This is a genomic window from Streptomyces flaveus (assembly GCF_014647675.1).
GTDB classification, from domain to species: domain Bacteria; phylum Actinomycetota; class Actinomycetes; order Streptomycetales; family Streptomycetaceae; genus Streptomyces; species Streptomyces flaveus.
In genome coordinates this window covers 130,295-148,083 of record NZ_BMPQ01000005.1, presented here as the reverse complement: position 1 = coordinate 148,083, position 17,789 = coordinate 130,295, and the positions used below count along the sequence as shown (strand labels likewise).

The following is a 17,789-nucleotide window of genomic DNA, read 5'->3' as shown; positions in this document are numbered from 1 at the left end:
GGAGCCCTGCGATGCACGTACGAATGCACGGACGCATGACGAGCGTACGGAACCGGTGGCGCCGCTGGTACGGCGAGAGCCCTCTCCAACTCCTGCTCCTCGCCTGCTCGTTCGCGCTCGTCGCGTATGCCGGCGTACAGCTGCTCGCGGGGGACTGGTGGGGCGTACTGATGTGGATGGTCGGGGCGGCGCTGCTGCACGACCTGGTGCTGCTGCCGTTGTACGCCGTTGCCGACCGGGTCGTCGGGACGGCGCTCGGGGCGGTCGGACGCCGGGAGTGGCTGATGTTCGTGCGCGTCCCGGCGGCCCTGTCCGGACTGCTCCTGCTGGTGTGGTTCCCGCTGATCAGCGGGCGGGTGGAGCGGCGTTACGAGGCGTCCACCGGCTCGTCAGGAGATGTGTTCCTGGCCCGCTGGCTGCTGATGACGGCCGCGCTGTTCGGGGTGTCGGCGCTGTGGATGCTGATCCGTTCGGTGCGGGCGCGGCGCAGGGCCACGAAGCAGCGGCCGTCCGCCGTCCACTGACCGGCCGTACCGTCTGCACCGTCCGTACGCCAGCCGAGCCGGCGTGCGCGCCTCAGCAGGGCGCGGCTGCCGAGCCGGGCCCAGGGGAACGGGGTTCCCGCGGCTCCCTGGGCGTCGGTGACATGGACCTGCACCTGCTCGTCGATGTCCACGGGCGCGGTCTCGGCGATCAACAGGCCGCCCGGAGCGAGGAGTTGGGCGATCCGGCGCAGCAGGGCGTCCGGGTCGCCGCCGATCCCGATGTTCCCGTCGATGAGCAGCGCCGTGTCCCAGCGGCCCTCCCCCGGCAACGGCTCGAACACCGACCGGCGCAACGCCTGCCCGCCGAGCCGGACGGTGTGTGCGACGGCCGCCTCGCTGACGTCGATCCCGAGCACGGTCCGCCCCCGCAGGGCGAGCGCCGCGACCAGCCGCCCGGGTCCGCAGCCCACATCCAGTACGGCCCCTTCGCACCGCCGCAGCGCGGACAGATCGGCGGCGTCGGCCCGCGCACACCACCGCTCGACCTCCAGCGGGAGCAGCCATCCGTCGGTACGGCGGAGGAAGAGCGGGCCGCGCCCGTCGCGGAGGGCGTCCGCGTACGGGTCGACACACCACGCGGTCGCCGTACCCGCACCCGTATCCGTACTCGTACTCGTACTCGTCGCGCTCGCCGTGCTCATCGCCCCACGACCGATCGCTCGACGTCCGGTCGCTCCACGCCTGCCCGCCGCACGCCCGCCCCCACCCGCTCGTACTCCGCCGCGAACCGGCTGCCCTGCCCCTGAACCATGACCTGCTCGGCGACCAGCCAGGCGTCGTACGCCGTGTCGACGTCCCGCAGCCGCGGCAGATCTCGTACGCGCAGTCCGGCGGCGGTGAGCCGGGCCCGCTGCACGGCTCCTGTCGTGGGCGTCGACATCGGTACGCCACGCAGCAGCGCGGGGTCCGGGTCGGCGAGCCCCAGCGCCCAGAAGCCGCCGTCCTCCGCGGGCCCGAACCAGGCGTCGCAGTCCGTGAAGTCGGCCCCGGACGTGAGGAGTTCGGCGGTCACCTGCGGGGTGTCCATGCCGATGAGCAGCGTCGGTCCGACGCAGTCCGCGAACGCCGCGGCCAGCCGTTCGTCGAGTCCGCCCGCGCACTGCGGGACCACCTCGACGCCGGGCGGCAGCCATGGCCCCGGCTTCCCGTCGAGCACCAGGACCCGCCGGTCCGCGGGTGTCGCGAGCACCGCGCTCAGGGTGTCGGCCAGAGCGGCCTCGGCGAGCGCCGCCGCCTCCTCGGGCGTGTACGGCGGGGTGAGGCGGGTCTTCACGCGTCCGGGTCGCGGTTCCTTGGCGATGACGAGCAGGGTGGTCATCGGTGGGCTCCTCCTTGGAAGGGTCCTTGGCCGGGGCCTTGGCTGGTGGCGTAAGCGGGCTGCTCCGTCAGCACCCGGCGCATGTCCCGTACCGCGTGCCAGGTCCCGCGCCAGGTGCCGGTGACCTTGGAGGTGCCGGTGCGCGGCAGATACGGGACGTCGTGCTCGGCGATGCGCCAGCCGGCGTCGGCGGCGCGGACGACCATCTGCAGGGGATAGCCGCTGCGGCGGTCCGTGAGCCCGAGGCCGAGGAGGCCCTCGCGGCGGGCGGCGCGCAGGGGGCCGAGGTCGTGCAGGCGTACGCCGGTGCGGCGGCGGAGCATCCGGGACAGCGCGAGATTGCCCGCGCGGGCGTGTGCCGGCCAGGCGCCACGGCCCTGCGGGCGCCGCCGCCCGAGCACCAGGTCGGCCTCGCCGTCACGGATCTCGCGTACGAAGGGCACGAGCAGGGACGGGTCGAGCGAGGCGTCGCAGTCGCAGAAGCAGACGATGTCCGCGGTGGCGGCGAGCAGCCCCGCGTGGCAGGCCGCCCCGAAGCCGCGCCGCTCCTCGTGGACGACTCTCGCGCCGAGGTCGCGGGCCACGTCGGCGGAGCCGTCGGTGGAACCGTTGTCCACGACGAGCGCGCGCCAGCCCTCGGGGATGAGGGCCAGCACCCAGGGGAGCGCGGCGGCTTCGTTCAGGCACGGGAGGACGACATCGACGTCGGGTTTCGTGGCGGGGTTGGGGTACACGGCTTTCACAGTACGAACGTGAAGCGGACATAACAGACAGCGGCTCCTTACGAAACACGGACGTCGGTCCGCCGCCTCGCAATCCGCCCGCATCTCCTTACGAATCAAGGACGGACGAAGCGGGGCAGGACATCCGCGCACCCCTGGTGCGACCCTGACGACATGCACCAGCCGCAGCCGCAGCCGCACGACAACCACGGCCACTCCGGGACCCGCGTCCTCGTCGTCGACGACGACCCCACCGTCGCCGAGATCGTCTCGGGCTACCTCGACCGCGCCGGATACGTCGTGGACCGCGCCGTCGACGGCCCCGCCGCGCTCGCGCAGGCCACCGCGCACTGGCCCGACCTGGTCGTACTGGACCTGATGCTGCCCGGAATGGACGGCCTTGAGGTGTGCCGCCGGATGCGCGGGCGGGGTCCCGTACCCGTGATCATGCTGACCGCCCGCGGCGACGAGGACGACCGGATCCTCGGCCTGGAGGTGGGCGCCGACGACTACGTCACCAAGCCGTTCAGCCCCCGCGAGCTGGTCCTGCGCGTCGAGTCCGTACTGCGCCGCAGCCGGCCCTCCGCCGAGCCGCGCGGGCTGCTGCGCGCGGCCGGACTCAGCGTGGACCCGGAGGGCCGCCGCGCCACCAAGGACGGTACGGAACTCGCCCTCACCGTCCGCGAGTTCGACCTCCTCGCCTTCTTCCTGCGGAACCCCGGACACGCGTACAGCCGTGAGGAGCTGATGCGCGAGGTCTGGGGCTGGGACTTCGGCGACCTCTCCACGGTCACCGTCCATGTCCGCAGACTGCGCGCCAAGATCGAGACGGATCCGGCGCGGCCCGCGCTGATCCAGACGGTGTGGGGGGTGGGGTACCGCTTCGACACGGCCGGTGCCGACGCGGCCGGTGTTTCCGACGGAGGGGAGGGCTGATGATCGCCATGGAGGAAATACCCCCCATGCAGGACATACTCCTCATCGCCTTCTTCGCCTTCCTCGGGGCGGCGGCCGCCGGGCTGTTCGGGGCACTCACGCTGTGGTTCGTCCGGCGGCGGTCCCTGACCGTCTCGCTGTCCGTGGTCACCGCCGTCGCCGTGACCGCGATGCTCGCCGGAACACTGGCGGTGGCGCAGGCGATGTTCCTGAACGATCACGACCTCACCGTCGTGACGACCGTCGTCGCGATGGCGGCCGTGGTCTCCCTGGCGACGGCGATGCTCCTGGGCCGCTGGGTGGTCGCCCGCAGCCGGGCGCTCACGCTCGCCGCCCGCTCCTTCGGCGACGGCGGCGACTTCGCCGCGCCAACAGGGCACGCGACCGCCGAACTCGACGCACTGAGCCGGGAGTTGGCGGCCACCAGCGCGAAGCTCCACGAGTCCCGGGACCGCGAACGCGCCCTGGAGACCTCCCGGCGCGAACTCGTCGCCTGGATCTCCCACGACCTGCGCACCCCGCTGGCCGGACTGCGCGCCATGTCGGAGGCGCTGGAGGACGGGGTCGCGGCGGATCCGCACCGGTATCTGCGGCAGATCCGCACCGAGGTCGAGCGGCTCAACGACATGGTCGGCGATCTCTTCGAACTGTCCCGCATCCACGCCGGCGCGCTGGCGCTGAGCCCTTCACGGATGTCGGTGTACGACCTCGTCGGGGACGCGCTCGCGGGGGCGGACGCGCTTGCCCGTGAGCACGGTGTGCGGCTGGTGGGGGCCGGGATCGATCCGGTGCCGGTGGAGGTCGACGGCAAGGAGATGAGTCGCGTACTGGGGAATCTGCTGGTCAACGCGATTCGGCGGACGCCGTCGGACGGAACGGTGGCCGTTTCCGCGCACCGGTCCCCGGAGGGGGTTGTGCTGTCGGTGACGGACGGTTGCGGGGGGATTCCCGAGGAGGACCTTCCCCGCGTCTTCGACACGGGGTGGCGGGGGACCCATGCGCGTACGCCCCCGGCGGGGGCGGGGCTCGGGCTCGCGATCGTGCGCGGGATCGTGGAGGCCCACCAGGGCCGGGCGATCGTACGAAACGTCTCGGGGGGCTGTCGTTTCGAGGTGACGTTGCCGACCGTCGAGGCGTAGGAATGCGGGTCGTTCGCAGGCTGCGGACCCGTTGCGTCGTGGCTGGTCGCTCCCCCGTCGTGCATCGCGGCGGAGCCGCACATCGACACAGCCCCGCGCCCCTCACAGGGCGCGGGGAACTGTCATCTCGCCCGCGTGCTCAGCAGTCGCCGGAGCCCGTCTCCGCCTCGCGGAACACGGGGCTCTCGCCGTACGTGTTGTCGGGGTCGATGCCGGTCATCGTCACGTCGTTGACGTACCAGATGTAGTGGCCGTAGTAACGGTCGCCGAAGTTGAGCTGGTAGTAGCCGTGCGACCTGACCATGTGCGCCCGGTGGGTGAGCCAGCCCTTCTTCTGCGGGCCGACCCACAGGCTCTCGGTGTGCGTCTCGGTGTGGGACTTCTCCCAGGTCTTCCCGGTGGCGACGCTGAACCCGGCGGTGAAGGCCTCGAAGGCCCCGCCGAACTCTATGGTCTGGGTCGTCGAGGTGCCGGTCGTCGTGGTGTCCGACCACGTCTTGGACAGGTTCTGGTTGACGCTCGTGCAGTTGTACGCGTCGGAGGTGACCCGCTGCTCCGGGCCGAGGTACTTCTCGACCGACTCGACATGGAACTCGCACCGGTCCGTGCCGTTGTTGCACTGCTCGAGGAGCTGCGCGACGGTCGGCTGTTCCTCGTGGTCGGCCATGGCGGTGCCGGGGGTGGCCACGACGAGGGCGGCCAGAGCGATCGCGGAGCCCAGGGCGGCCGCGACTTTTTTCCGTACAGAGGACATGCTGCTGTGCTCCCTGTGGGGGTGGGAAACAAAGGAGGCAGCCCCGAGCGGAGGCCGCGGCCCCAGTGAAGCGAGCGCGGATCCGGAACCGCTCCGTACGGGATAAGGATTTGATGAAGGTTGCGGCGCGACGCGGACGACGCGGACTTCGACGGTCAGACCGCGGACAGCCGGTAGCCCACCCCACGGACGGTACGGATGAGTGACTGGTCCTGGTCACCCAGCTTGCGGCGCAGGTAGTAGACGCAGGTGTCCACGATGCCGGAACTCTCGTCGCGGTGGTTCCAGACGCGCTCCTGTATCTGGGAGCGGGTCAGCACCCGGTCGGAGTTCTCCAGCAGATAGCGCAGCAGGGCGAATTCGGTGGGGGTGAGCCGGACCGGGCGCCCGGCCGACCACACCTGGTGTGCGTCGGGATCGAGTTGCACATGACCGACGCTCAGACAGCGGCGACGCGTGGGCCGTTCGGCAGTGCGGCGCAGCAGGGCGCGGATACGGGCCGCCACCTCCTTCAGCTCGAACGGCTTGGTGACGAAGTCGTCGCCGCCCACGTCCAGTCCGCGCACCCGGTCGTCGACCCCGCTGCGTCCGGAGAGGAACAGCACGGGCATGGTGAGGTCCCGTTCGCGCAGGGTCCGGCAGACCTCGAAGCCGTCGAGGTCGGGGAGGTTGACGTCGAGCAGGACGAGGTCGGGGATGCGCCGTGTGACGAGACGCAGGGCCTGGTGGCCGGTGGCTGCGCAGCTCACCTCGAAGCCGAGGAATTCCAGGGCCATGGTGAGCACGTCGCGGACGCCGACGTCGTCCTCCACCACGAGGAGATGGGTGGCGGGGGCGGCGCCCGAGGGGGCGGAGGGCGAGGAGACAGCGGTTGTGGGGGAGTTGGGGACAGGCTTGGTCATGTCCTGTTCCTTTGCTGACTTTTTGAGACCTCAAAGCTTCACAGGCGCACCCATGGTCACACGTACCCGCAGGTAGGGTGAGGGACTTCGTCCGCTTGCTCGAATCCACCGTCTTCGGGTTCCCATGGCTCCCTCTGTCCCCGCTTTGCACGCGCAGCGGTTACGGTGCTGACGTGCTGATCGATGGGGAGGGGGCGGGAACGATGCCTGGAACGGTGCTGCTGCTCGCGGCTTCGCCGGCGGGCAAGGGGTGTCTGGTGGACGCGGCGTCGGTGCTTCCCGTGCTCGCGGCGGTGGCGCCCGCGGTGCTCTCCGGCGCGGACACCGCGAACGTCGTCGAGCTGGCCGACCCCCTGGAGCCCCAGGCCGTCCTGACCCGCCTGCGCGCCGCCGCGACGGCCCCCGGCCCGCTGACGGTCTTCCTCACCGGCCAACTCCAACTCGACCGCCGCCAACGGCTTCCGCACCTGGCCCTGGCCCGTACGACCCCGTCGACCGTCCGCTACACCGGCTTCCCCTGGCACTGGATCCGCGAGGAGCTGCGGCTGCGCGCCCCCGGCAGTACAACGGTGTTCGTCGACCTCCACACCGACGCGGAGACCTGGCAGCACCTGGTCACGCAGCCGCTCGCCGTCGGGCCCGGGGCCCGGCTGTACGGACGGATCGCCCCGCCCCCGCCCCGGCGGACGCTCGCGGTCCCGACGTACATGAAGTCCGTCGCGACGATCCTGCGCAGCGGGCACCGCCCGGCGCCGTCCCAGTTGCACCAGCAGGCGTTGACGCGGGTGTCGGGGGAGGAGCCGGATGCCGTCCGGCGGGACCTCGTGCTGGCTGTGGAGTCGGGGGCGGTGCGGGAGTCTTGGGCGACGGGGGCGACGGGGGCGACGGGGGCGGGTGTGATGCCGGGCGCGCCCGCGGTGCCGGAGCCCGGCGGGATGCCGGGCACGGCCGCGGCTGCAATGTCCTCCGCGCCTGCGGTGCCGGAGCCGGCTGCGGCGCGGGGTACGGGCGCTGCCGCGGAGCCCGCGCCCTTCATGCCTGCCCCCGCCGTTCCCGCGCCCTTCCTCCCCGCTGCTTCCCCGCCGGAGGCGCCCGCGCCTTTCGTCCCTGCCGCCGCGCCGCCGGAGACGCCTGCCCCGCCACCGGAGGCATCCGACCCCTCCGACCCCTCCGACCCTCACGCCGAGATCGCCTCCGCCGTGGAGGCCGGGCGGCACGATGACGCCGACGGGTTGGCCGCACGCTGGGAGCAGGACGCGCTGCGTACGTACGGGCCCGGTTCGGACGAGGTCGTGCACTGGATGGAAGTACGGGCCGACCTGGCCATGTTCGCCGGGGACGCCGTCCGCAGTTGCCGGACCTGGCTGGCCGTGGCCGACGTACGCCTCGGCGCGGGTCAGCCCTCGGACGCACCCGGCGTCGAGGCGGCCGTCGACCGGGCCCACCACCAGTGGGGCCGTATCGCCGAGGCGGGCCCGGCCCGCGAACTGGGCGTCGCCCTCGCCGAGTTGCGCGCACGCGTACCGGGCCGCCGCGAGGGCGCGCTCCAGCACGTACACCAGCGTCTGGAGCGACTCGGGACGACGCAGCAGGTGGGGCAGCAGGTGGGCTGACGAAGTACCCGGTCGACCCGGTCGTTACCTCGTCAGCCGGGATCCCTCAGCCCCGCCGCCGTGGCGAACTCCCGTATCCCCTCCTCGAACCCCACCTCGGGCTTCCACCCCAACTCCCCCCGCACCCGCGCCGAATCCGCCGTGATGTGCCGTACGTCGCCGAGCCGGTACTCCCCGGTGACGACGGGCGCAGGCCCTCCATGGGCGGCGGCCAGCGCAGCGGCCAGCTCGCCCACGGTGTGCGGATCCCCGCTGCCCACGTTGTACGCCCTGAACGGGGCCGCGTCCGAAAGGGCCTCCAGAGCCAGCACATTGGCGGAGGCCACATCACGCACATGCACGAAGTCCCGCCGCTGCCCCCCGTCCTCGAAGACCCGAGGCGACTGACCACGCGCCAGCGCGGACCGGAAGAAGGAGGCGACCCCGGCGTACGGAGTGTCACGCGGCATCCCCGGCCCGTACACGTTGTGGTACCGAAGCGAAACCGTCCGCCCGCCCACCGCACGGGCCCAGGAGGCGGCCAGATGCTCCTGGGCGAGCTTGGTCGTGGCGTACACGTTCCGGGGATCGACGGGAGAGTCCTCACCCACGAGCCCTGGCGCCAACTCATCCCCGCACACAGGACAGTTGGGCTCGAACCGTCCACCGTCCAGATCGGCGACATCCCGAGGCCCCGGCCGTACGACCCCATGCCGCCCGCACTCGTACCGCCCCTCCCCATAAACGACCATCGACCCGGCGAGCACCAGCCCTCGCACTCCCGCGTCCGCCATGGCCGACAACAACACGGCGGTCCCGAGATCATTGCTGCTCACATACGCGGCCGCGTCCTCGAACCCCTTCCCAAGGCCCACCATCGCCGCCTGATGACACACGGCATCCACCCCGTCGAGCGCCCGCCCCACGGCGTCCCGGTCCCGCACATCGCCCCCGGACACGAGGTCATAGACGACCCCCTCATGCCCCCGCCCTCGAAGCGCCGCCACAACCGCCGACCCGATGAACCCGGCTCCGCCGGTGACCAGTACTCGCATAACGCGAACGCTAGGCCCGCACCCCGCCGAACACCGCTTCCGCGCCCAGCACGTCACGGCTCCGTAAGAAGCGGGCAGCGCCTGCGGCCGACCAGCTGACGCAGGCCGCGTCTGCGGAAGTGGTGTACCACCCGGCGGGGCGACGGTCGGGACGGTCCCATGTGGACGCGTACTCCAGGACGTACACGGATCGCGGCCCTGTGGCCCCTACCCTGCAAAAGCGTGAACAGTGAGGGGGAGTATGCCCTTCGGGCGCTCAAACGAGTGATGCGTGAACACGGCAGGGAGAAGTGCTCACGCTGTGGGCTCGGCACCCATGCTCGGCAGCGGTCACCGTTGACGAAGCGAGGTCAGCCTTCGATGGTCTGTGGAAGCGACGGAATCGCTCCCAGGGAAAGCCCGTCGGATACGTGCGTCAGGCAGGTCGCGAGATCGTCACTGGCTACTTCAGCTGCTTGCCTCGCCTTGCCGGGCAGGCGCAGCCGACGGGCGCGCTGCTGGTCGACGCACATGCTGAACTCCACGAAACCGTGCCTGCGACGCAGACTTGGAGGCCGACGCAGTTCCGCGGACTTCATCAGCTCAAGGATAATGAACAGCCTGGGCGATTCAGCTGCTTCCCACCACCGGGACCACTCCGGAGAATCCTCGATGAGATCTATGAGTTGCTCGACCGATTTCTCATAGATGGGCGGGATGGTGAAGTCTGATCCGAAGCTGACACCCAGCCACCCTCCCCCATCAGGGAGTTCAGGAAGCCCCTGAAGGAACTCCAGCACCTCGGGTGCCGCCTGCTCAAGAAGAATTGCCTCCTCGCAGTCCCACTCGCGTTCACGGAACTTTTCCGGCTCACTCAGAACGAGTGTGTACACACTCTTCCCGGCGGCCAGCACCGCGCACGCTTCCGCTCCACCCAACGGAATATCGGCTTCTCCTGCCCGCCGACGGAGTTCGGAAAGGTGTCTTTCAAGATGCCGCTGGAACGCGGCGACATCCTCGTCGTCCTCTCCCAGAAGGAGTTCGTGGAGTTCATGGACAGATGCTTCGTCGGCGCATCCTTCCAGTTCGTCGATGGCGGCCCAGAACTGGGATTCATTCACGGGTCGTTCCTCTCACTCGAGTCACCGCCCCGCCAGCATCTCCAGCGCCCCCGACACCAACGTCCGCACCCCCGGCCCCACCGTCCCCAGGTCGGGCGCGAAGTGCGGGCTGTGGTTGCTCGGTACCGCCGCGAGCTGTTGCATCAGGTCGCCGGCCGTGGCCGCCGCGTTCCATACGTCGGTGGGGGTGCTCGTCACGAACCAGTACGCGTACGGGAGGCCGCCCTCGGCGAGGAAGGGGAAGTCCTCGCTGCCCATCACGGGGCCGAAGTCGAGGACCGTGCCCGCGCCGAAGACCTCGCCGTGGACGGCGGCGATGCGGCGGTCGGTGTCCATGTCGTTGACGGTGACCGGGAAGCTGCTGCCGACGGTGACCGTGGGTTCGCGAGGGCAGCCCGCCGCCGCGCACTCGCCCGCCGCGATGCGGCGGATCGAGGCGAGCATCCGGTCGCGTACGTCGGCGGACTGCGTACGGAGGTTGAGGGCGATGTGCGCCTCGGTCGGGATGATGTTGTGCCGGGTGCCCGCCTCGATCCGCCCGACCGTCAGGACGGCGGACTCGCGGGCCGCCAACTCCCTTGATACGACGGTCTGCAGACGCGTCACGATGTACGCCGCCGTCACCACCGGGTCGACCGTCGCCTCGGGCCTGGACCCGTGCCCGCCCACCCCGTGCACGACGATGTCGACGTCCGTCGCGGCGGACATGATCAGGCCGGGCGAGTGCGCGTACAGCCCGGTCGGCCCGGGCGTCGCGTGCTGCGCGAGCAGGACGTCGGGGCGCGGGAAACGTTCGTACAGCCCGTCCCCGACCATCGCCGCCGCCCCCATGCCGGTCTCCTCGGCGGGCTGGCCCACCACGAGCAGCGTGCCGGACCAGGTGTCGCGCCCGTCGGCGAGCGCGGACGCGGCGCCCGCCAGCCAGGTGACGTGCAGGTCGTGCCCGCAGGCGTGCATGACGCCGGGCGTCTCGGAGGCGTACGGCAGCCCGGTCTCCTCGGCGACCGGCAGCGCGTCCATGTCGCCGCGCAGCAGAACGGTCGGCCCGTCGCCGTTGCGCAGCAGCCCCACCACCCCCGTACCGCCCACGCCCTCGGCCGTCTCGTACCCGGCCGCCCCCAACCTCTCCGCGAGCTTCGCCGCCGTCCGGTGTTCGGCGAGGGACAGCTCCGGATGGCGATGCAGGTCGCGGTAGAAGTCCTCAAGAGCGGGGAGCGGAAGATCCCCGGTCAGGTCCAGCGCGGTACGGGCGGCGGGAGAGGTCACAAGTTGCAGCGTACGGTCATGTCTTCATGTCCGTGCCTTGGCGTCGCACTCGAACCACACGGTCTTGCCGGGGCTCCCGTCCGTCAACGGTTGCCAACCCCAGCGGTCCGTCATCGCCTCGATGATCAGCAACCCCCGGCCGCCCTCCGCCAGTTCGTCCACAGCTGTGGACAACGGCGGCGAGGGGCAGGCGTCCGTCACCTCCACCCGCACCCCCTCCGGCTGCCGCAGCATCAGCAGCGAGCAGCGCCGCCCCGGTACATGCCGTACGACGTTCGCCACCAGCTCCGTGAGCGCGAGGCCCGCCGCGTCGATCAGTTCGGGCATCTGCCATGCCATCAGGTACGCCCGGAGAATGCGGCGCAAGTGCCGGGCCGAATGGTCACCGACGGTGAAGTTGCCGCCATACCTGGCGCCAAACCCCGCCTCTGGAAGGTCAGTTGCATGATTCACGCCACCAGAGTGGAGTGATCTGATTACGCTCGGCTACACCCGGAACGAAACGATGTGCCGTGTGCACTTGGGAGTTGGCGCCCCATGGTCAATATCCGCAACCTCGATCCCAGCGCGAGCCCGCTGGACTACTACGGCGCGGAACTGCGCCGCTTCCGCGAAGCGGCGGGGCTCAACCAGAAGCAGTTGGGTGCCGCGGTGTTCTGCACCGGGTCCCTGATCGGGCAGATCGAGACGGCCCACAAGGTTCCGACGCGGGAGTTCAGCGAGCGGGTGGATGTGGCCCTTGAGACGGAGGGCGCCTTCTCGCGGTTGATTGGGCTGGTGCTGCGATCACAGCTGCCGAGTTGGTTCCAGCCGTACGCGGACATGGAGGCGCGGGCCACGTACATCTGCACCTACCAGGCGCAGTTGGTGTACGGGCTCCTTCAGACGGAGGAGTACGCCCGAGCGGTGCTGGCAACGGGTCTGCCGAGCAACCTTGATGACCTGCTGGCGGCTCGTATGGAGCGCCAGCGCATCCTCAAGCGAGAGCACCCGCCTCTAACGCTGGTGATCCTGGACGAGGCCGCGCTGCACCGGCCCATCGGCAGCCGAAAGGTCATGCAAAACCAACTCGCCCACTTGTTGAGCTTCCGGGAGCACCGCTGGGTGCGAATTTCGGTGCTCCCCTTCGCCGCTGGTGAACACGCAAGCCTGATCGGCTCGTTCAACACACTTCGCTTCGATGACGACCCGGACATCGTCTACACCGAGGACCTCATCTCCGGCCACATGACGGCCAACCCGGAGACGGTCAGGGAAGCCGCACTCCGTTACGCTGCACTTCAGGGTGCCGCCCTCTCCGTAGAGGACTCGGCAGCACTGATCACCCGCGTAATGGAGGAACGCTATGGAGACCAGCGAGGGCGTGACCAACACGCGGTGGCGTAAGTCGACGTACAGCGGCAACACCGGCGGCGATTGCGTCGAGTGCGCCCCGCTCGGCACCGCCGAGTGGCGCAAGTCGACCTACAGCGGATCGAGCGGCGGCGAGTGCGTCGAGGCCGCCGACCTCACCCCCCACATCGCCGTCCGCGACTCCAAGAACCCCGAAGGCGGAGCCTTCACCGTCACCCCCGACGCCTTCTCCGCCTTCGTAACCTCCCTCTAGCCCCCGGCATGTAGTCGCGGAAATGTGACACTCCCACCCCCACCTGTCACATTTCCGCGCGCACACCCACCCCACCCCACACCCCTCAAGGCGCCGGACGCGTCAAAGCGACGGGTGCGCCGGAGCCGACGTCGGCTTACCGCTACTGACGAGTCAACTTCCGCTTGTGGCAAGCCAGTTAGTGCTCGCGGAAAGCGGGCAGGAGGCCGACGGCCCCTCTTGCCTCGGAGTCCGTTCCGCCCTACGTTAAGTTGCGCGTTAAACCTACGATTGCCCTCACTTAACGCACTGACGATGCGAGGTTGTCGCCGTGTTCCGACGCATGTCCACGCGCTATGTCTCGGCGCTCCACGTCACGGCCCGCCATGTCTCGGTCCGCTACCTCACGGCCCTGTGCGCCGCGATCGTCGCCTGCGCGGCCCTGATCAGCGCGGGTGCGGCGGGGCCGCATTAGTGACAGCTCCGGTTCCCGGACCGATGAGTTTCCGCGCGGCACCAGGTCCATATAGGGAGAGGGGACGGTTGGCGGCCCCCTGCCGAAAAGAGAGTGGTGCGCTATGAGGCTGGTATTGCAGGAGTTCCTGTCGCTGGACGGCGTCTCCCAGGGGCCCGGTGCCCCGGACGAGGACACGAGCGACGGATTCACGCAGGGCGGCTGGTTCGTGCCGCATCTGGACGAGGAGTTCGAGCGGCTGGCCGGCACATGGCTCGGGCAGGCGGACGCGTTCCTGTTCGGCCGCCGTACGTACCTGAACTTCGCGCGGGACTGGCCGAAGATGACCGAGCACCCGTCCGCCGCCATCCTGAACGGCCTGCCGAAGTACGTGGCCTCCCACACCCTGACCAAGGCCGACTGGAACCCGACCACGATCCTCTCCGGCGACATCCCCGCCCAGGTAGCCGAACTGAAGCGGCAGCCCGGCCGCGAACTCCAGATCCACGGCAGCGCCCGCCTCGGCCAGTCCCTGCTGGCCGCCGGCCTGATCGACGAACTACGCCTCGCGATCGCCCCGGTCGTCGTAGGCACCGGCCGCCGCCTGTTCCCGGACGGCGGTGCCCCGGCCGGCTTCCGGCTCCTGAGCAACGAGACGACACCGGGCGGACTGACGATCCTCGTCCTCGAATCGACAGGGCTTCCGGAGTACGGGACGTACGGGGCTGACAGGTAGGTCCTCCGTGGTGCAGGATCCGGCGCTGCTGGCCGGTGCGGATTTCCGGTGGCCCCGGCTTTGCCGTCATCGGCCCGTGTGACGGCAAAGCCGCGCCAACCTGATGAGCGAGACGCCTGCCCTCCCCAAGGCCTAGACAGGGAACTTCACGCCGGTGAGGTTCTCGGAGACGGCCCACAGGCGTTGCTGGACGGTCCGGTCGTAGGACTCGGGGCTGGACTCGACGACCTGCGGGTGTCCTCGGTACTCGCCCATCCCGTCCGGGCCGTAGTACTGGCCGCCGAGGACGGCGGGGTCGGTGGCCGCGCGCAGGGTCGGCAGGGCGCCCATCTCCGGCTTCTGGCTCATCAAAGGCCCGATCACGGGGGTGATCACCCGCATCGCGGCGGGGAGGTTGCGCATGAGGTCGGTGTTGGCCAGACCCGGGTGTGCGGCCACCGCGTTCGTGCTGCCGTGCAGGGCGAGGCGGCGTTGCAGCTCGTAGGTGAACAGCAGGTTCGCCAGCTTCGACTGTCCGTAGGCCGCGACTCGGCTGTAGGACCGCTCCGACTGCAGGTCGTCGAAGTGGATGGCGGCCCGGATGCGGTGGGCGACGCTGCTGACCGTCACCACCCGCGAGTCCGGCACGGGCAGCAGCAGGTCCAACACCAGCCCGGTGAACGCGAAGTGGCCGAGGTGGTTGGTGCCGAACTGCAGCTCGAACCCGTCGCGCGTGGTCTGCTTCGGCGGGTACATCACACCGGCGTTGTTGATCAGCAGGTCGATCCCCGTGTGCGTTCCGTGCAGGTCGGCAGCGGCGGCGCGGATCGACTCCAGTGACGTCAGGTCCAGCTCCTGCACGGTGACGTCGCCGGACATGCGGGCGGCCGCCTGCCTGCCCTTCTCGACGTCCCGCACGGCCAGCACCACCGTCGCCCCGTGTTCCGCCAGGGCGCGGGCGGTCTCGAAGCCGAGGCCGGTGTTGGCGCCGGTCACGACCGCCACCCGCCCCTTCTGCTCGGGTATGTCACGCTCGGTCCACTTCATGTCGATCTCCTTATAGACCGTTAGTCTCTTATGGCTTCGACAGTAAGAGACCGTCGGTCTGCTGTCAAGAGACCGCTGGTTTGTAAACTGGGGCCATGACATTCCAGCGGGCACGCAGCAAGGAGCAGCGCGAGATCCGGCGCCAGACGATCCTGGACACGGCGGCGGCGATGCTCGACGAGATGCCGGTGGCCGACCTGAGCCTCAACGAGCTGAGCCGACGGGTCGGGCTGGCCAAGTCGAATGTGCTGCGTTACTTCGAGTCCCGTGAGGCAGTGCTGTTCGAACTGCTGGAGCGCGCCATGGCGAGATGGCTGGTGGAGCTGCCGGACGAACTGGCCAAGGGTGTCGACCCACACCTGTCGGCGCGCGAACGTGGTGACCAGATGGCTGCGGTACTCAGCGCGTCCCTCGCACGCCAGACGGTGCTGCTCGATCTCATCAACGCACAGCCCAATGTGCTGGAGCACAACGTGTCCGTCGACGTCGTGGTGCGCCACAAGCGGACGGCCATCGCCGGCCTCGCGACCATGACCGACCTCATCCGCCAGTACGTGCCGGAACTCGGCGACGGCGCCCGGACGGTGGCCATGATGACGATGATCCTGGCCGGCGCCCTCTCGTCCTACTGCCGGCCCTCCGCCAGCGCTGCCGCCGCCTACGAAGCCGACCCCGCCGTGAGCGTGCTCCGCCTGGACCTGCGCACCACCCTGGAACACGCCACCGCCACGCTGATCGCGGGCACACTGGCACGCGCCTGACACCAAGGCACCGAGGAGCCCGCACAGCGGCACCGGTTAATCTGCCCGGAGCGTACGGAGGTACGGACGTACGACCTGTGAGGCGGGAAGCAAGGGGCGTGGAGGAGCGAGGGAGTCTGGCCGACGGTGCGCGGTTGGCCGCGCGGGGGGTTGTGTATCTCGTCGTGGGCGGGGTCGCCCTCGTTGCGATCGTCACCGTTGGGTCCGTGCTCGGGCCGATGTTCGCGCTTGATCTTGCTACGCCTGCCATGGCGGCCTGGTGGACCGTGTTCACGTCCATAGCCGTGCAGGCGATGCCTTTTCTGCTGCTCGGGACGGCGGTGTCCGCGGGGATCGGGGCGTTCGTGCCGGAGCGGGTCTTCAGCCGCGTACTGCCCAAGAAACCGGCGTTCGCCGTGCCGGTCGCGGGGGCGGCCGGGGTGGTGCTTCCCGGGTGCGAGTGCGCTTCCGTGCCGGTGGCCGACAGTCTGATGCGGCGCGGTGTCGCGCCGGCCGCCGCGCTGGCCTTTCTGCTGTCCGCGCCCGCCATCAATCCGGTCGTGCTCGTCGCCACCTCCATCGCCTTCCCGGGCAACCCGGCCATGGTCGGCGCCCGGCTCGTCGCCTCGCTCGGCACCGCCGTGGTGATGGGGTGGCTGTGGGTCCGGTTCGGGAAGGAGGAGTGGCTGCCCCAGCGGCGTACGACCGGCAAGGGCACGTCCCCTACCGGGTGGCGCGGCTTCCGGGACGGGCTGCAGCACGACTTTCTGCACGCGGGCGGCTTCCTCGTCCTGGGCGCGGCTGCCGCGGCGACCTTCAACATCCTCGTGCCGCGCTCCGTGCTCGACCTCTTCACCGACTCGCCCTGGCTGTCGGTGCTGCTGCTCGCCGTACTCGCCGTCGTGCTGTGCGTCTGCTCCGAGGCCGACGCCTTCGTCGCGGCCTCGCTGACCGGGTTCTCGCCGACCGCGCGGCTCGCGTTCATGGTGGTCGGGCCGATGGTCGACCTGAAACTGTTCGCCCTCCAGGCAGGTACCTTCGGGCGGGCCTTCGCCATCCGGTTCTCGTCCGTGACGTGGGTCGTGGCCGTGGCGAGCAGTGTGGGTGTGGGGTGGTGGCTGCTATGAGGTTCCGTACGCAGGGGGTGTTGCTGCTTCTGTGCGGGGCGGCGTTGCTGAGGGTGTCCCTCTTCAGCGAGCTGTATCTGCGGTATGTGAAGGAGGGGCTGCGGCCGTATCTGATCATTTCCGGGGTGCTGCTGGTCGTGCTCGGCGTGCTGGGCCTCGTCAGGCGTGAGAACGGTGACGGCGGCCGTCGTGATCACGGCGACGACGACCATGGCCATGAGGGTGAGGACGGGCACGAGGACCATCACGGTCACGACCACAGCCGCAGCCCCCGTATCGCCTGGCTCCTCGCCGCCCCCGCCCTCGCCCTCATCCTCTACCCGCCGCCCGCCCTCGGCTCGTACAGCGCCGAGCGCGAGGAGGCGAAGGTCGCGGCACAGGGCGTCGGTACCTTCCCGAAGCTCCCGGCGGGGGACCCGGTCGAGCTCACCCTGAACTCGTTCGCGTCGCGCGCGCAGTGGGACAGCGGCGCGTCCATGAAGGGGCGCACCCTCCGGCTGACGGGCTTCGTGACGAAGGACGACGACGGCAGGTGGTACGTCGCCCGCCTCTTCGTCAACTGCTGCGCCGCCGACGCCGCGCCCCTGAAGGTCCAGGTCCGCGGCGCGAAAGCCCCCGCTCGCGACACCTGGGTCACCGTCACCGGCACCTGGCACCGCACCGGCACACCCGGCTCGGACGAGGCCCGCCCGGTCCTGAACGCCACCTCCGTGCGACGCGTCGACCAGCCCTCGAACCCGTACGAGAAGCGCTGACCCTGGCTGAACTTCGGTCAACTACCGTGTTGTGCTT

General features: G+C 70.2%; 20 protein-coding genes and 1 pseudogene. 11 read left to right on the top strand and 10 right to left on the bottom strand.

The features are described 5' to 3' along the window. Positions 1–11: 11 nt before the first annotated feature. Positions 12–524 (top strand): hypothetical protein, encoded by a 513-nt coding sequence (locus tag IEZ21_RS48795; protein WP_246567646.1) that lies wholly within the window; start codon positions 12–14, stop codon positions 522–524. A 155-nt stretch (positions 525–679) separates the two neighbouring features. On the opposite strand, the pseudogene IEZ21_RS48790 reads toward IEZ21_RS48795, so the two are convergent. The 3 genes and pseudogenes from IEZ21_RS48790 to IEZ21_RS12580 form a co-directional block, all read right to left on the bottom strand. Then, a pseudogene (locus IEZ21_RS48790) lies at positions 680–1,186 on the bottom strand (class I SAM-dependent methyltransferase); the annotation flags it as partial. Further along, the gene (locus IEZ21_RS47535; RefSeq protein ID WP_246567644.1) at positions 1,183–1,863 is read right to left on the bottom strand and encodes a TIGR04282 family arsenosugar biosynthesis glycosyltransferase; all 681 of its coding nucleotides are present in this window, start codon (positions 1,861–1,863) and stop codon (positions 1,183–1,185) included. The gene IEZ21_RS47535 and the pseudogene IEZ21_RS48790, both read right to left, overlap by 4 nt. Then, positions 1,860–2,597 (bottom strand): glycosyltransferase family 2 protein, encoded by a 738-nt coding sequence (locus IEZ21_RS12580; RefSeq protein ID WP_373302219.1) that lies wholly within the window; start codon positions 2,595–2,597, stop codon positions 1,860–1,862. The genes IEZ21_RS47535 and IEZ21_RS12580 overlap by 4 nt, the downstream gene beginning before the upstream one ends. Positions 2,598–2,759: 162 nt before the next feature. Between IEZ21_RS12580 and IEZ21_RS12575 the strand changes: the two genes are divergently transcribed. Then, on the top strand, positions 2,760–3,521 hold the full coding sequence (locus tag IEZ21_RS12575; RefSeq protein ID WP_189321967.1) for a response regulator transcription factor: 762 nt from the start codon (positions 2,760–2,762) through the stop codon (positions 3,519–3,521). Positions 3,522–3,547: 26 nt separating this feature from the next. Next, positions 3,548–4,660, top strand: coding sequence for a sensor histidine kinase (locus IEZ21_RS12570; RefSeq protein ID WP_189321966.1), 1,113 nt, complete (start codon positions 3,548–3,550; stop codon positions 4,658–4,660). Positions 4,661–4,799: 139 nt separating this feature from the next. Here the strand turns inward: IEZ21_RS12570 and IEZ21_RS12565 are convergent, their stop codons facing one another. Continuing rightward, positions 4,800–5,414 (bottom strand): hypothetical protein, encoded by a 615-nt coding sequence (locus IEZ21_RS12565; protein WP_189321965.1) that lies wholly within the window; start codon positions 5,412–5,414, stop codon positions 4,800–4,802. A 155-nt stretch (positions 5,415–5,569) separates the two neighbouring features. Further along, a complete protein-coding gene (locus IEZ21_RS12560) occupies positions 5,570–6,316 on the bottom strand; it encodes a response regulator transcription factor (protein ID WP_189321964.1) in 747 nt (248 codons plus the stop codon). 203 nt (positions 6,317–6,519) lie between these two features. Here IEZ21_RS12560 and IEZ21_RS12555 point away from each other — a divergent pair, with 203 nt between their 5' ends. Then, entirely contained in the window at positions 6,520–7,929 is a 1,410-nt protein-coding gene (locus IEZ21_RS12555; protein WP_189322260.1) for a hypothetical protein, read from the top strand. A 32-nt stretch (positions 7,930–7,961) separates the two neighbouring features. On the opposite strand, the gene IEZ21_RS12550 is transcribed toward IEZ21_RS12555, so the two are convergent. From IEZ21_RS12550 to IEZ21_RS12535, 4 genes are all read right to left on the bottom strand, one after another. Beyond that, positions 7,962–8,963, bottom strand: a complete 1,002-nt coding sequence (locus tag IEZ21_RS12550; protein WP_189321963.1) for an NAD-dependent epimerase/dehydratase family protein — start codon at positions 8,961–8,963, stop codon at positions 7,962–7,964. Between the two features lie 350 nt (positions 8,964–9,313). After that, positions 9,314–10,063 carry a DUF4240 domain-containing protein gene (locus IEZ21_RS12545; protein ID WP_189321962.1) on the bottom strand — a complete coding sequence of 250 codons (750 nt, stop codon included), beginning with the start codon at positions 10,061–10,063 and terminating at the stop codon, positions 9,314–9,316. Between the two features lie 21 nt (positions 10,064–10,084). Beyond that, complete coding sequence (locus IEZ21_RS12540) at positions 10,085–11,329, bottom strand: amidohydrolase (RefSeq protein WP_189321961.1); 1,245 nt, start codon at positions 11,327–11,329, stop codon at positions 10,085–10,087. 24 nt (positions 11,330–11,353) lie between these two features. Then, the gene (locus IEZ21_RS12535) at positions 11,354–11,782 is read right to left on the bottom strand and encodes an ATP-binding protein (RefSeq protein WP_373302218.1); all 429 of its coding nucleotides are present in this window, start codon (positions 11,780–11,782) and stop codon (positions 11,354–11,356) included. Between the two features lie 84 nt (positions 11,783–11,866). On the opposite strand from IEZ21_RS12535, the gene IEZ21_RS12530 reads away from it, so the two are divergent. The 4 genes from IEZ21_RS12530 (at position 11,867) to IEZ21_RS12515 (ending at position 14,104) form a co-directional block, all read left to right on the top strand. Next, positions 11,867–12,715 carry a helix-turn-helix domain-containing protein gene (locus IEZ21_RS12530; protein WP_189321960.1) on the top strand — a complete coding sequence of 283 codons (849 nt, stop codon included), beginning with the start codon at positions 11,867–11,869 and terminating at the stop codon, positions 12,713–12,715. Continuing rightward, positions 12,675–12,935: a DUF397 domain-containing protein gene (locus IEZ21_RS12525; RefSeq protein ID WP_189321959.1), complete on the top strand. Its 261-nt coding sequence runs from the start codon at positions 12,675–12,677 to the stop codon at positions 12,933–12,935. Before IEZ21_RS12530 ends, IEZ21_RS12525 begins: the two co-directional genes overlap by 41 nt. Before the next feature lie 310 nt (positions 12,936–13,245). Continuing rightward, positions 13,246–13,389 (top strand): hypothetical protein, encoded by a 144-nt coding sequence (locus IEZ21_RS12520; protein WP_189321958.1) that lies wholly within the window; start codon positions 13,246–13,248, stop codon positions 13,387–13,389. 103 nt (positions 13,390–13,492) lie between these two features. After that, the gene (locus IEZ21_RS12515; protein ID WP_189321957.1) at positions 13,493–14,104 is read left to right on the top strand and encodes a dihydrofolate reductase family protein; all 612 of its coding nucleotides are present in this window, start codon (positions 13,493–13,495) and stop codon (positions 14,102–14,104) included. Between the two features lie 132 nt (positions 14,105–14,236). On the opposite strand, the gene IEZ21_RS12510 is transcribed toward IEZ21_RS12515, so the two are convergent. Continuing rightward, complete coding sequence (locus tag IEZ21_RS12510; RefSeq protein WP_213089293.1) at positions 14,237–15,130, bottom strand: SDR family NAD(P)-dependent oxidoreductase; 894 nt, start codon at positions 15,128–15,130, stop codon at positions 14,237–14,239. Positions 15,131–15,225: 95 nt separating this feature from the next. Between IEZ21_RS12510 and IEZ21_RS12505 the strand changes: the two genes are divergently transcribed. The 3 genes from IEZ21_RS12505 to IEZ21_RS12495 all read left to right on the top strand — a co-directional run bounded on the left by IEZ21_RS12505 (position 15,226) and on the right by IEZ21_RS12495 (position 17,752). Continuing rightward, positions 15,226–15,891 carry a TetR/AcrR family transcriptional regulator gene (locus tag IEZ21_RS12505; RefSeq protein ID WP_189321956.1) on the top strand — a complete coding sequence of 222 codons (666 nt, stop codon included), beginning with the start codon at positions 15,226–15,228 and terminating at the stop codon, positions 15,889–15,891. A gap of 98 nt (positions 15,892–15,989) precedes the next feature. Beyond that, positions 15,990–16,997 carry a permease gene (locus IEZ21_RS12500; protein ID WP_189321955.1) on the top strand — a complete coding sequence of 336 codons (1,008 nt, stop codon included), beginning with the start codon at positions 15,990–15,992 and terminating at the stop codon, positions 16,995–16,997. Then, positions 16,994–17,752: a TIGR03943 family putative permease subunit gene (locus tag IEZ21_RS12495; protein ID WP_189321954.1), complete on the top strand. Its 759-nt coding sequence runs from the start codon at positions 16,994–16,996 to the stop codon at positions 17,750–17,752. The genes IEZ21_RS12500 and IEZ21_RS12495 overlap by 4 nt, the downstream gene beginning before the upstream one ends. The last annotated feature ends 37 nt before the right edge of the window (positions 17,753–17,789 follow it).

Bases quoted from the DNA above. Each gene is read 5' to 3' on its own strand.
- IEZ21_RS48795 (WP_246567646.1), top strand. From the start codon at position 12: ATGCACGTACGAATGCACGGACGCATGACGAGCGTACGGAACCGGTGG.
- IEZ21_RS47535 (WP_246567644.1), bottom strand. From the start codon at position 1,863: ATGACCACCCTGCTCGTCATCGCCAAGGAACCGCGACCCGGACGCGTG.
- IEZ21_RS12575 (WP_189321967.1), top strand. From the start codon at position 2,760: ATGCACCAGCCGCAGCCGCAGCCGCACGACAACCACGGCCACTCCGGG.
- IEZ21_RS12570 (WP_189321966.1), top strand. From the start codon at position 3,548: ATGCAGGACATACTCCTCATCGCCTTCTTCGCCTTCCTCGGGGCGGCG.
- IEZ21_RS12565 (WP_189321965.1), bottom strand. From the start codon at position 5,414: ATGTCCTCTGTACGGAAAAAAGTCGCGGCCGCCCTGGGCTCCGCGATC.
- IEZ21_RS12560 (WP_189321964.1), bottom strand. From the start codon at position 6,316: ATGACCAAGCCTGTCCCCAACTCCCCCACAACCGCTGTCTCCTCGCCC.
- IEZ21_RS12555 (WP_189322260.1), top strand. From the start codon at position 6,520: ATGCCTGGAACGGTGCTGCTGCTCGCGGCTTCGCCGGCGGGCAAGGGG.
- IEZ21_RS12550 (WP_189321963.1), bottom strand. From the start codon at position 8,963: ATGCGAGTACTGGTCACCGGCGGAGCCGGGTTCATCGGGTCGGCGGTT.
- IEZ21_RS12530 (WP_189321960.1), top strand. From the start codon at position 11,867: ATGGTCAATATCCGCAACCTCGATCCCAGCGCGAGCCCGCTGGACTAC.
- IEZ21_RS12525 (WP_189321959.1), top strand. From the start codon at position 12,675: ATGGAGACCAGCGAGGGCGTGACCAACACGCGGTGGCGTAAGTCGACG.
- IEZ21_RS12515 (WP_189321957.1), top strand. From the start codon at position 13,493: ATGAGGCTGGTATTGCAGGAGTTCCTGTCGCTGGACGGCGTCTCCCAG.
- IEZ21_RS12510 (WP_213089293.1), bottom strand. From the start codon at position 15,130: ATGAAGTGGACCGAGCGTGACATACCCGAGCAGAAGGGGCGGGTGGCG.
- IEZ21_RS12505 (WP_189321956.1), top strand. From the start codon at position 15,226: ATGACATTCCAGCGGGCACGCAGCAAGGAGCAGCGCGAGATCCGGCGC.
- IEZ21_RS12495 (WP_189321954.1), top strand. From the start codon at position 16,994: ATGAGGTTCCGTACGCAGGGGGTGTTGCTGCTTCTGTGCGGGGCGGCG.